The sequence below is a fragment of the Streptomyces sp. NBC_00425 genome, from assembly GCF_036030735.1.
In the GTDB taxonomy this organism is placed as follows: Bacteria; Actinomycetota; Actinomycetes; order Streptomycetales; family Streptomycetaceae; genus Streptomyces.
On the sequence record NZ_CP107928.1, the window covers coordinates 2,384,800 to 2,397,220 of the forward strand.

Sequence of the window (12,421 nt, forward strand, 5' to 3'; positions counted from 1 at the left end):
ATGTGTTCCCTTGGCTCAGGCCTGCGCTATCGCGTGCTCCTCAGCGCGCTTTCGAGGATCGCGGCGCCCTCTTCGGCCTCCGCCACGGTCAGGGACAGCGGCGGGGCGACGCGCAGGGCGCTGGTGTCGTGGCCGCCGCCCTTGCCGATCAGCAGCCCGTCGGCGCGGGCCGCCTCCAGCACGGCGGACGCCCGGTCCGGGTCGGCCAGACCGGTGCCGGGCCGGGTCAGCTCGACGCCGATCATGAGGCCGCGTCCGCGCACCTCCCGCACGCCCGGATCCTGGGCGGCGGCGGCCCGCAGCCGCTCGATGAGCATGCCGCCGACCCGCCGGGCGTTGCCCTGGAGGTCGTGTTCCAGCAGGTAGGAGAGGTTGGCGAGAGCGGCCGCCATGGTGATCTGGGTGCCGCCGAAGGTGGAGATGCTGTTGGCGTCCAGGCAGTTCATGATCTCGGAGCGGGCGATGACACCGCCGACGGACATGCCGTTGCCGATGCCCTTGGCGAAGGTGACGATGTCCGGCGGACCGCCTCGGCCGTGTGCCTGCCAGCCCCAGAAGTGCTCGCCGGTGCGGCCCCAGCCGGTCTGCACCTCGTCGGCGATCCACAGGATGCCGTGTTCGTCCAGCACCTCGCGGAAGGCCGCGTACAGGCCGTCGGGCGGCGAGGTGAACCCGCCGACCCCCTGGATGGGCTCGGCGATCAGGGCGGCGGGCGCGCGGGTGTGGCCGAGCAGGTCCTTCAGGTCGGCGACGCAGGCGTCGACGAAGGCGGCGTCGTCGAGGCCGGCGAACGGTCCTCGGCCGCGGACCCCTCCGTGCACGTACAGCGTCTGCAGCGGTGACAACGAGGTCGGGGACCAGCCGCGGTTGCCGGTGATGCCGACCGCGCTGAAGGAACGGCCGTGGTAACTGTTGCGCATCGCCAGCACGGTGTTGCTGCGCCGGTGCGTGGTGGCGAGCAGCAGCGCGGTGTCGTTGGCCTCGGTGCCCGAGGTGGTGAAGAAGACCCGGGCGTCGGGGATGCCGCTGATGTGGGCGATGCGCTCGGCGAGCTCGACCATGGGCCGGTTGAGGTAGAGCGTCGAGGAGTGGACGATCCGCCCGGCCTGCTCGGCGACCGCCTTGGTGACCTCGGGCAGCGCGTGCGCGGTCATGGTGGTGAGGATGCCGCCGAAGAAGTCGAGGTACTTGTTCCCCTCGGAGTCCCAGACGTGCCGGCCCTCGCCGTGGGTGATCTCGAGCGGCTCCTCGTAGTAGAGGGCGAGCCAGTCCGGCAGGACGCCCCGGTGCCGGGCGTGGAGGTCGCTCACGGCTGCACCAGCCCTTCGTAGGCGTCGGGGCGGCGGTCGCGGTAGAAGGCCCACTGCTGCCGGACCTCCTCGACGAGGTCGAAGTCGAGGTCGCGGACGACGAGTTCCTCGTCCCGGTCGCTCGCGACGTCGCCGACGAACTTGCCGCGCGGATCGACGAAGTACGACGTCCCGTAGAAGTCGTTGTCGCCGTACTCCTCGACGCCCACCCGGTTGATCGCGGCGACGAAGTACTCGTTGGCGACGGCGGCCGCGGGCTGCTCCAGCTGCCACAGGTGGGCGGAGAGGCCGCGGTGGGTGGCCGACGGGTTGTAGACCAGCTGGGCGCCCTGGAGACCCAGCTGGCGCCAGCCCTCGGGGAAGTGGCGGTCATAGCAGATGTACACGCCGACCCGGCCGACGGCCGTGTCGAACACCGGCCAGCCGATGTTTCCCGGCCGGAAGTAGTACTTCTCCCAGAACCCCTTCACCTGGGGGATGTGGTGCTTGCGGTACTTGCCGAGGTAGGAGCCGTCGGCGTCGATCACGGCGGCGGTGTTGTAGTAGAAGCCGGACTGCTCGACCTCGAAGACCGGCACGACGATCACCATGCCGGTCTCGCGGGCGAGGTCCTGCATACGGCGCACGGTCGGCCCGTCCGGGACCGGCTCCGCCCAGCGGTAGTGCTCCGGCTCCTGGACCTGACAGAAGTAGGGAGCGTTGAACACCTCCTGGAACCCGATGATCTTCGCGCCCCGGCGGGCCGCCTCCCGGGCGTGCTCCTCGTGTTTCGCCACCATGGACTCGGTGTCGCCGGTCCAGGTGGCCTGGACCAGTGCGGCACGTACGACGTTGGCCATGAGCTGCTCCTTCGACGGGACGTCAGAGCCTCTACGCCCGTAGACGAAGGTCGTAGAGGGACGAACGTAAGCCTCCTGGACGGGCTTGCCAAGACCATCGTCGTCAACCCGCGGAGTCGATCGCGTTTCACACCCCTGTGGGTGAGTCGCGGTGCGTCCGGCGCAACGGGCGCGGCGCCGGTCAGGCGGTGAACCCGGCCACCCGCAGGGCGTGCACCAGGTCCCAGTGGCGTTCCTCCGAGGCGGTCCGGGCGGCCGCGAGCAGCAGCGGGACGAGGGTCTGCGGGTCCGGGGCGGCGCTGCGGGCGGCCTCCTCGGGGGTGCGGACCCGGACGTAGGCGTCGAGCAGCGCGCGGGCCTCGCGCCGCCGGCCCTCCCGGACCAGGCCGAGGACGCCCTGCCCGATCTCCTCGGCCGGCCGGGCCACCCCCTGCCGCAGGATCTGCTGCCCGTCGGCCGTGCGCCCCACCGCGACGAGCGCGTCGGCCGCGGCGACCAGCCGGTCGGCGGGGAGGGAGGCGGCCTCCCAGAGCAGAGTCGTCCAGTCGGCGGTGAGCCCGGCGCGCTGGAGCTCGGCGGCGAGCAGCGGAATGCGCGCGGCGGGCAGCGCGGCGAGCTCGACGAGCAGGGCGTGCGCCTCGCCGCTGCGTCCTTCCGCACGCAGTCGCACCAGATGCCGGACCGCGTCGACGGTCTCCTGCCGGGCCGTCGCGTCCAGCGGCTCGCGCTGCGGCTCGGCCGACCGTGCGGCCGGCGCCTCGGCCGCTCCTGCGAAGCGGGCGCCGCGCAGGCTGCGACGGGCGGGCGCGGCGGGCTCGGCCGGCCCGGGGGCGGGGGCGGAAACGGGCGGGACGGCGAGGGGGGCGACGTCGGCCTCCTCGGCCATGCCGGCGAACCGGGCGCTGCCGCGGCGGCGCTTGCGCTGCTTGGGCACGGGGGCAGGGTCGGGAGCGGGGGCGGGGGCGGGAGCGGGGGCGGAGTCAGGTGCGGGCTCCGGCTCGGGGGCCGGGTCGGACGTGACTCGCGCCTCGGACGCTCCGGCGGCGCGCGTCTCGTACGCCGTCCGCGTCCCGTATGCCGCCCGCGCGTCGTATGCGATCCGTGCGTCGTCCGCGAGGCCCGCCGCGTGCCCGTGGCCCGTGTCGTGTCCGTGACCCGCCTCGTGCCCGTGGCCCGCCCCGTGCGGGTGCCGGGTGTCGTGCGCGTCGGCCGGGGGACCGGCCCGGCGTGGGGGCGCGCCGGCTGCCGGGAGGCGGTCCGCCTCGGCCATCCGGTGACGGAGTTCGGCGCACCGGGCGGTGGCCCGCTCATGGTCGTCGTGGGCCCAGGCTAGGTCCAGCCGGACGGCGTCGGCCTGCTCCCGGGTGTTCGCCGAGGCGAGCCGACGTCCCAGGTCGGCCTGGCGTTCGGCGGCGTAGCGCTGTTCGCGGAGCATGACGTCGAGCCGGTCCCCGAGGGCGTCACGGCCACCGGGACGGGAGTCGTGGGCGGCGAGCGCGGCGGCGTGCAGGGACCGGGCCCGTGACGTCTCCTGCCCGGCGGCCGCGGCGCCGTAGGCGGCGGCGAGGTCCTGGAGCACCGCCTCCACGACGTCCCAGGGCGGCACCTCGTGGCCGTCGAGGCAGGCGCGCATGCCGTCGGGGTCGCGCTGCCAGAAGACCGCGCACCAGCCGGCGCCCTGGTCGAGGCGCGCCAGCAGCGCGTTCAGGTAGCTCGCGAACTCCCGCACCCTGCCCGGGAGTTGTTCCACAGCCATCGTTCGTCTCCCGCCCGACCGGAACACTCCGGCTCGTAGAAAACACCAGCCGTGTTACAGCGCGGCTACGACCAGTTTTCAAAGCGGACGCGGCGGCGACATGGCGCAATCTTGACCCCGGGTCTCGGGTGCGGACCGGGTGGGGCCCCGCGACGGCCCCCGCGGATCACACGGCCGCCGGCGAGCACAGCCCCGCCAGCTCGTCCATCGACAGCCCGAGCACGCGGGCGAGCGCGGCGACGGTGAAGAACGCCGGGGTGGGCGCGCGGCCGGTCTCGATCTTACGGAGGGTCTCGGCGGAGATTCCGGCGCTCGCCGCGATCTCGGCCATGCTCCGGCCGCCACGCGCCTCGCGCAGCAGCCGGCCGAGCCGTTCGCCGCGCTCGCGCTCTTCCGGGGTGAGGGGGGTACGCACCATGCCGCCATTCTAATACCGGTATAGTAATTGGCATGGTGGAACTGAAGACGGACACATCGATCGACGCCATGCACGAGGCGGGCCAGGTGGTCGCCCGGGCCCTGACAGCCGTGCGGGAGGCCGCCGACGTGGGCGTCTCCCTGCTGGAGCTGGACGAGCTGGCCCACGACGTGCTGCGGGCCGCGGGCGCCACGTCGCCGTTCCTCGGCTACCGCCCGGAGTTCGCGCCCACGCCGTTCCCGGCGGTGCTCTGCGCGTCGGTGAACGAGGCGATCGTGCACGGCATCCCCACCCGCTACCGGCTGCGCGACGGCGACCTGGTCTCGCTCGACTTCGGCGCGCAGCTGGACGGCTGGGCGGGCGACTCGGCCGTCAGCTTCACCGTGGGCAGGGCGCGCCCGGCGGACGTCCGGCTGATCGAGACGGCCGAGCGGGCCCTGGCGGCGGGCATCGAGGCGGCGGTCGTCGGCAACCGCATCGGCGACATCGCGCACGCCATCGGCACGGTGTGCCGGGCGGCGGGCTACGGCATCCCGGACGGCTTCGGCGGCCACGGGATCGGCCGCCACATGCACGAGGACCCGGCGGTCCCCAACGAGGGCCGCCCCGGCCGCGGTCTGCCGCTCCGCCACGGCATGGTCATCGCCATCGAGCCGATGCTGATCGGGGGCGGCACGGACGGCTACCACGCGGCCCCCGACGGCTGGACCCTGCGCACGAACGACGGCTCGCGCGCGGCCCACGCGGAGCACACGGTGGCGATCACGGCCGGCGGACCGAGGGTACTGACCGAACGCCGATAGCCGCACCGGCGGCGTCGCGGCCACGGCCGGTTGTGTCCGTGTTCTCGGGGCTGGGCCGCGGGCCGACCGCGCCGGTGCCTCCGCGCCCGCGCCGTGGAGCGGGTGGGCCCGGCTGTGGATCACAGGCACGCCCGTCCGTGGCCCGGACGCGAGTCGCGGGCACAACCGACCCGCGGCTCGAACGCGGAGGCGCGGGCGCTCCGGTTCGTGGCGCGGACGCGGGGGCGGAGTCGGGCGGGTTGGTGCCGTGGGGTGGTGTCGGCGCGTGATTCCTGCGCGTGCCCGCGGTGGGCGGGCGTGCGAAGGTGGGGGTACGGCCCCAGCCGAGGGCACCCGGCACCGCATCGCACGTCGATCGAACGGAACGCCATGAGCAGCGGCTTCAACGGCCCGGAGGGCTACGGCGACCCCTTCGGCGAGTTCCTGGCCCGCTTCTTCGGCGGGCCTCGCCCCGGCCCCCGCCAGATCAACATCGGCCAGCTCCTCAGCAGGCCCGCACGCGAGCTCGTCCGCGGCGCCGCCCAGTACGCCGCCGAGCACGGCAGCCGCGACCTGGACACCGAACACCTGCTGCGGGCGGCCCTGTCCGCGGAGCCCACGCGCTCGCTGCTCAGCCGGGCGGGCGCCGACCCCGACTCCCTCGCGACACAGATCGACGAGCGGTCGGGACCGGTGCAGCATCCGCCGGGCGAGGTGCCCCCGCCCACCTCGCTGTCCCTGACGCCCGCCGCCAAGCGCGCCCTGCTGGACGCGCACGATCTGGCCCGCAGCCGCGGCGCGGGCCACATCGGTCCGGAGCACGTGCTGAGCGCCCTCGCCGCCAACCCGGACTCGGCGGCCGGGCACATCCTCAACGCGGCCCGCTTCGCCGCCGCCGGTCTGCCGTCCGACGCCATGGACGCCGGCGGGCCCGCCCACGCCGCGGACGGGCAGCGGCCCACGGCCACGCCCACCCTGGACAAGTACGGCCGCGACCTCACCGAGCTGGCCCGGCAGGGGCGCATCGACCCGGTGATCGGCCGGGACGACGAGATAGAGCAGACCATCGAGGTCCTCTCCCGGCGCGGCAAGAACAACCCGGTGCTGATCGGCGACGCCGGCGTCGGCAAGACCGCCGTGGTGGAGGGACTCGCCCAGCGGATCGCCGAGGGGGACGTGCCGGACGTGCTCGCCTCCCGGCGCGTGGTCGCCCTCGACCTGACCGGCGTGGTCGCGGGCACCCGCTTCCGCGGCGACTTCGAGGAGCGGCTGAACACGATCGTCGACGAGATCCGCGCGCACTCCGACCGGCTGATCGTCTTCATCGACGAGCTGCACACCGTCGTCGGCGCGGGCGGGGGCGGCGAGAGCGGGGCGATGGACGCCGCCAACATCCTCAAGCCGCCCCTGGCCCGCGGCGAGCTGCACATCGTGGGCGCGACGACGCTGGAGGAGTTCCGGCGCGTCGAGAAGGACGCGGCGCTCGCCCGCCGCTTCCAGCCGATCCTCGTCCCGGAGCCGTCCGTCGCGGACGCGCTGGAGATCCTGCGCGGGCTGCGCGACCGCTACGAGGCCCACCACCAGGTCCGGTACGCCGACGAGGCGCTGGTGGCGGCCGTGGAGCTGTCCGACCGCCACCTCAGCGACCGGCGGCTCCCCGACAAGGCCATCGATCTCATCGACCAGGCCGGCGCCCGGGTGCGGCTCGGCTCCCGTGCCAAGGGCACCGACGTGCGGGCGATGGAGCGCGAGATCGAGGATCTCGCCCGCGACAAGGAGCGGGCGGTCGCGGACGAACAGTACGAGGAGGCCACCCGCCTGCGGGACCGCATCGTCGAGCTGCGGCAGCGCGTCGCGGACACCGGCGGCGAGGACGCCTCCGACGACGGCCGGCATCTGGAGGTCACCGCGGAGGCCGTCGCCGAGGTCGTGTCCCGGCAGACCGGCATCCCCGTCTCCCGCCTCACCCAGGAGGAGAAGGACCGGCTGCTCGCCCTCGAGGAGCATCTGCACGAACGGGTGGTCGGCCAGGAGGAGGCCGTGCGGGTCGTCTCCGACGCGGTGCTGCGCTCGCGCGCCGGTCTCGCGAGCCCCGCCCGGCCGATCGGCAGCTTCCTGTTCCTCGGACCCACCGGCGTCGGCAAGACGGAGCTGGCCCGGGCGCTCGCCGAGGCGCTGTTCGGCAGCGAGGAGCGGATGGTCCGGCTCGACATGAGCGAGTACCAGGAACGGCACACCGTGAGCCGACTGGTGGGCGCCCCGCCCGGCTACGTCGGCCATGAGGAGGCCGGGCAGCTGACCGAGGTGGTGCGCCGGCACCCGTACTCCCTGCTGCTGCTGGACGAGGTGGAGAAGGCCCACCCGGACGTCTTCAACGTGCTGCTGCAGGTCCTGGACGACGGCCGCCTCACCGACTCCCAGGGCCGCACGGTCGACTTCACCCACACCGTCGTCGTGATGACCAGCAACCTGGGCTCGGAGGAGATCACCCGCCGGGGCGCCGGCATCGGCTTCGGGCCGGGCGGCGGCGAGGCGGACGAGGAGGTGCGGCGGGAGCGGATCCTGCGGCCGCTGCGCGAGCACTTCCGGCCGGAGTTCCTGAACCGGATCGACGAGGTCGTCGTCTTCCGGCAGCTCACCGACGGGCAACTGCGGCAGATCACCGATCTGCTGCTGGAGGGCACGCGCCGGCTGGCGCGGGCTCAGGGCGTCACGGTCGAGTTCGCCGCCGGGGCCGTCGACTGGCTCGCCGAGCGCGGCTACCAGCCCGAGTACGGCGCCCGCCCGCTGCGCCGCACCATCCAGCGCGAGGTCGACAACCAGCTCTCGCGGCTGCTGCTCGACGGCCGGGTCGGGCAGGGCGACCGGGTGCGGGTGGAGGTCGAGGACGGGCGGCTGGCGTTCCGCACCCCACCGCCCGTCCCGGCCGCCGAGTCGTGATCCCTACCGTGCGGGGTGCACCACCTGGGCCGACCCGCCGCCGCGCCGCACGGTCTCGGCGGCGGCCAGCCACCTGCCGTCGGGCAGCCGCTGCACGGCTGTCGCCGCCCCGATCTCGGGGTTGAGCTTGAACGAGTGGCCGATGGCCTCGAGCCGGGCCCGCAGGCCGCCCGGGGAGGTGTCGCCGTAGAGGGCGGGCTCCAGCTCCGTCTGGGCGGCGTTGCGCTGGCTGGCGCGCGGCGCCGCGATCGCGTCGACGAGCGGCAGCCGGCGGTCGAGGAACTCGGTCAGGGTCTGCAGCACGGTGGTGATGATGGTCGCGCCGCCGGGCGACCCCAGTGCCACGACGGGCCTGTCGTGCTTGTCCAGGACGATCGTCGGCGAGATCGACGAACGCGGCCGCTTGCCGGGACCGGGCAGGTTCGGGTCGTGCACGGCCGGGTTGGCCGGGGCGAAGGAGAAGTCGGTCAGCTCGTTGTTGAGGAGGAAGCCGCGGCCGGGCACGGTGATGCCGCTGCCGCCGGTCTGCTCGATGGTGAGCGTGTAGGAGACGACGTTGCCCCACTTGTCGGCGACGGTGAGGTGGGTGGTGTTCTCGCCCTCGTACGTCGTCGGGGCCGCCGTGCCGCCGGTGGCGCAGGCGGCGGGCTTGCGCGGGTCGCCGGGCGCGAGGGGGCTGATGAGGACGGCGTCGTCCTTGATGAGGCAGGCGCGCGAGTCGGCGTACCGCTGCGACAGCAGCTGCTTCGTCGGGACGTCCTCGAAGGCGGGGTCGCCGACCCAGCGCCCGCGGTCCGCGAACGCGATCCTGCTCGCCTCGATGAAGTGGTGCAGGTACTGCGCCTCGCTCGCCTTCGACAGGTTCGTCCGCTCGAGGATGTTGAGGGCCTCGCCGACGGTCGTGCCGCCCGAGGAGGAGGGGGCGATGGAGTAGACGCCGAGGCCGCGGTACGACGTCCTGGTGGGCGCCTGCAGCTTGGCCCGGTAGGCCGCGAGGTCCCTGGCGGACAGGCCGCCCGGCCGTGCGTTCCAGCCGGAGGCCGGGTCCACGGGCGGGTGGTTCACCGTGGAGACGATGTCCTCGCCGAGATCGCCGCGGTAGATCGCGTCGACGCCCTTCCTGCCCAACTCCTGGTAGGTGCGCGCGAGATCGGGGTTCTTGAACGTCGAGCCGACGACCGGCAGCCGTCCGCCGGGCAGGAACAGCTCCGCGGTGTCCGGGAAGTAGCGGAAGCGCGCCTCGTTCGCCGCGGTCTGGGTGCGGAAGGTGTCGTCGACGGTGAAGCCGTCGCGGGCCAGGCGCTCGGCGGGCTTGAGGACCGTGCCGAGCCGCTCGCTGCCCCAGCGGGACAGGGCGGTCGCCCAGGTGGCGGGCGTGCCCGGCGTGCCGACGCCGAGGCCGCTGGTGACGGCGTCTGCGAAGGCGAGCGGTTTGCCGTTCTCCAGGAAGAGGCCGGAGTCCGCGGTCAGCGGCGCCGTCTCGCGGCCGTCGATGGTCTGCACGGTACGGGACTTGGCGTCGTAGTAGACGAAGTAGCCGCCTCCGCCGACACCGGACGAGTAGGGCTCGGTGACGCCGAGGGCGGCGGCGGTGGCGACGGCCGCGTCGACGGCGTTGCCGCCCCGCCGCAGCACCTCGATACCGGCCGCCGAGGCGTCCGCGTCCACGCTGGCGACGGCTCCGCCGTAGCCGACGGCGACCGGGACCTTGGCGACGGGGGCTCTCTGGGGGGCGGGTGGCGCGGCGGCCCCCACCGTGACCACGGCGGCCGAGACCGCCAGGACCGACAGTTTCCGCGCGACAGGGCGACGCATCCGTACCTCCAGTGCGGGACCGTCCGCGCAGCGTAACCACATTCGCGGTGCCCGGACAGGCGCCTTCAGGGCACTGTCATACGACTGCCACACCTCGAACACGGGTACGCCTCGGGCGTGTCGGCCCGCTACCATGCGCGCCCATGAACGACGACGTGCGCAACATCGTCCTGGGCGTCATCGCGGCGGGCGTCAGCGCCGCGCTCGGCTGGGTCACCCGCACCTATCTGTGGCGCCGCAGACTCCGGCGCAAGCAGGCGTTCTTCGGGCTGCCCGAGAACTCGGAGTGCCTGCTCGTCGTCAACCGCGACGCGGGCAGCGCCGACCTCGCGGTGCACCGGCACGACGTGTTCGCGCTCCTGGAACTCGCTGCACTGATCAAGGACTGCGGCGCGGGCGCCGAGGTGGTCACACAGGACGCGGCCCGGCAGGGTTTCGGAGAGCGAACGGAGTTCTGCGTCGGCGGCCCGGGCTCGAACCGGCGTACGGCGGCCCATGTCCAGGCCATGCTGCCGGGGGTGCGGATCAACACCGACCGCGAACCGGGCCCGGACCGGCTGGCGTTCCAGATCGGCGCCGAGCACTACCGGATGGAGTCGGGGGTCACCGAGTTCGTCCTGCTGGCGCGGCTCACCGCGGGGCGGCGGCGCGGGGCCCGGCCGGTGTTCCTGTTCTGCGGCCAACGGGCCATCAACAACCAGGCCGCCACCCGCTATCTCGTCCGCCATCACGAACGACTGGCCCGCAAGTACGGGGACGGCTCCTTCGTCCTGCTGCTGAAGGTCGTCAGCTCCCACGCGTACGGGCCCGACGTGGTCGAGCTGGTGGACGACGTGACCCGCCAGGCCCAGGCTCCCCTGCCGGAGGCGACAATCGTTACTGCCACGTAACTTACCGGCGGGTTACCTCCGGTAGGAGATGCGGTTACCGTCGGGTCACTTTGCAATGCGGCAAGTTGAGGAGTGAACCGTGGGACAGCACCGCAGGGCCCTGCGCACGACCGCCGTGGGCGCCGTCTCCGTTTCGCTGGCGGCCGGCGCCGTCCTCGCCCTGGCCCCCTCCGCGCAGGCGGCCGGGAGCGCCGTCCGGTACGTCGACATCGCGGGGGACGGCGGAACCGTCCTCAAGGCCAACGTCGTCACCCCCGCCGGTGCGGACGGCACGCGCCGCTACCCGCTGATCGTGCTCCCCACGAGCTGGGGTTTCCCGCAGGTCGAGTACCTGGCCCAGGCGCAGCGGCTCGCCGACTCCGGTTACGTCGTGCTCAGTTACAACGTGCGGGGCTTCTGGCAGTCCGGCGGGGACATCGACGTGGCGGGCCCCCGCGACGTCGCCGACGCCTGCGAGGTCATCGACTGGGCGCTCGCCAACACCCCGGCAGACGCCGCGCACATCGGCATGGCGGGCGTCTCCTACGGCGCCGGGATCAGCGTCCTGGCGGCCGCCCACGACCCCCGCGTGAAGGCCGTGGCCTCACTCAGCGGCTGGGGCGACCTGATCGACTCGATCTACTCCGGCCGCACCCAGCACCTTCAGGCCGCCGCCGTGCTGGACACCGTGGGCACGGTGACCGGCCGGCAGAGCGCCGAGTCACGGGAGGTCTTCTCGGCCTTCTACTCCGGCGACCTGTCGAAGGAGAAGGACCTCGTCGCCTGGGGGAAGAAACGTTCACCCTCGACCCATGCCGACCAGCTCAACCGCAACGGCACCGCGGTGATGCTGGCCGGCTCCTGGGGCGACACCGTCTTCCCGCCCAACCAGTCCGCCGCCCTCTACGAGAAGCTGACCGGCCCCAAGCGGTTGGAGTTCCGCCCGGGCGACCATGCCACCGCCGAGCTCCCCGGTCTGTTCGGACTGCCCAACGACGTGTGGACGGACACCCGGCGCTGGTTCGACCACTACCTCCGGGGTGCGGACAACGGCGTCGACCGGGAACAGCCCGTGCGGCTCAAGTCCCGCACCGGGGGCGGCTACGAGGGCTACCCGGACTGGCAGTCGGTGAACGCGACGCGCAGGAAGACGGCCCTGGCCGGATCCACCACCATCCACACGAACGTGGACTCCGGCGCGGACGGCGGGATCGTCTTCCTCTCCAGCATCCTCGACCAGGTCGCACAGCTGCCCCCGGTGGCCTCGATCCCCCTGCTCCCCCGCCGCTGGGCCGCCGTGTGGCAGTCGGAGAAGTACGCCACGACGCAGCGGGTGCGCGGTACGGCCCTGCTGCACACCACGGTGACCCCGACCGCGCAGAGCGGCACCCTCGTCGCCTACCTGTACGACGTGGGGCCGCTCGGCCTCGGCAAACTGGTCGGCAACGCGCCGTACACCTTCCATGGGCGCACGCCCGGCAAGCCGTTCGGCCTCGACCTGGAGCTGGGCTCCACGGCCTACGACGTCCCGGCAGGACACCGGCTCGCCCTGGTCGTCGACACCGTCGACCCGCTCTACATGGAGCACAACCCGTCCGGCGCACGGCTGACCTTCTCCTCACCGGCGGACGACCCGTCGTACCTGTCGGTCCCGCTGCGCGAGCAGTGATCTCCGGCCGCTGCCGGGACGGG

At 73.5% G+C, this 12,421-nt stretch carries 9 protein-coding genes; 4 read left to right on the forward strand and 5 right to left on the reverse strand.

Annotated elements, in window-relative coordinates; genetic code table 11:
* Positions 1-26 precede the first annotated feature (26 nt).
* The 4 genes from OHS82_RS09950 to OHS82_RS09965 form a co-directional block, all read right to left on the reverse strand.
* Positions 27-1,310, reverse strand: coding sequence for an aspartate aminotransferase family protein (locus OHS82_RS09950; RefSeq protein ID WP_057576173.1), 1,284 nt, complete (start codon positions 1,308-1,310; stop codon positions 27-29).
* Complete coding sequence (locus OHS82_RS09955; protein WP_328433711.1) at positions 1,307-2,149, reverse strand: nitrilase-related carbon-nitrogen hydrolase; 843 nt, start codon at positions 2,147-2,149, stop codon at positions 1,307-1,309. The genes OHS82_RS09950 and OHS82_RS09955 overlap by 4 nt, the downstream gene beginning before the upstream one ends.
* Positions 2,150-2,330: 181 nt before the next feature.
* Positions 2,331-3,905, reverse strand: coding sequence for a hypothetical protein (locus OHS82_RS09960; protein WP_328433712.1), 1,575 nt, complete (start codon positions 3,903-3,905; stop codon positions 2,331-2,333).
* Between the two features lie 166 nt (positions 3,906-4,071).
* Complete coding sequence (locus OHS82_RS09965; RefSeq protein WP_266726205.1) at positions 4,072-4,323, reverse strand: helix-turn-helix domain-containing protein; 252 nt, start codon at positions 4,321-4,323, stop codon at positions 4,072-4,074.
* Between the two features lie 32 nt (positions 4,324-4,355).
* Between OHS82_RS09965 and map the strand changes: the two genes are divergently transcribed.
* Together map and OHS82_RS09975 are read left to right on the forward strand one after the other, a co-directional pair.
* A complete protein-coding gene (gene map / locus OHS82_RS09970; protein WP_057576165.1) occupies positions 4,356-5,126 on the forward strand; it encodes a type I methionyl aminopeptidase in 771 nt (256 codons plus the stop codon).
* Between the two features lie 369 nt (positions 5,127-5,495).
* Positions 5,496-8,045, forward strand: coding sequence for an ATP-dependent Clp protease ATP-binding subunit (locus tag OHS82_RS09975; RefSeq protein WP_328433713.1), 2,550 nt, complete (start codon positions 5,496-5,498; stop codon positions 8,043-8,045).
* A gap of 3 nt (positions 8,046-8,048) precedes the next feature.
* Here the strand turns inward: OHS82_RS09975 and ggt are convergent, their stop codons facing one another.
* Positions 8,049-9,860 carry a gamma-glutamyltransferase gene (gene ggt / locus OHS82_RS09980; RefSeq protein ID WP_328433714.1) on the reverse strand — a complete coding sequence of 604 codons (1,812 nt, stop codon included), beginning with the start codon at positions 9,858-9,860 and terminating at the stop codon, positions 8,049-8,051.
* Between the two features lie 143 nt (positions 9,861-10,003).
* Between ggt and OHS82_RS09985 the strand changes: the two genes are divergently transcribed.
* Both OHS82_RS09985 and OHS82_RS09990 read left to right on the forward strand, forming a co-directional pair.
* Positions 10,004-10,750 (forward strand): hypothetical protein, encoded by a 747-nt coding sequence (locus tag OHS82_RS09985; RefSeq protein WP_199863699.1) that lies wholly within the window; start codon positions 10,004-10,006, stop codon positions 10,748-10,750.
* A gap of 79 nt (positions 10,751-10,829) precedes the next feature.
* Positions 10,830-12,398 (forward strand): alpha/beta fold hydrolase, encoded by a 1,569-nt coding sequence (locus OHS82_RS09990; protein ID WP_328433715.1) that lies wholly within the window; start codon positions 10,830-10,832, stop codon positions 12,396-12,398.
* Positions 12,399-12,421 lie beyond the last annotated feature (23 nt).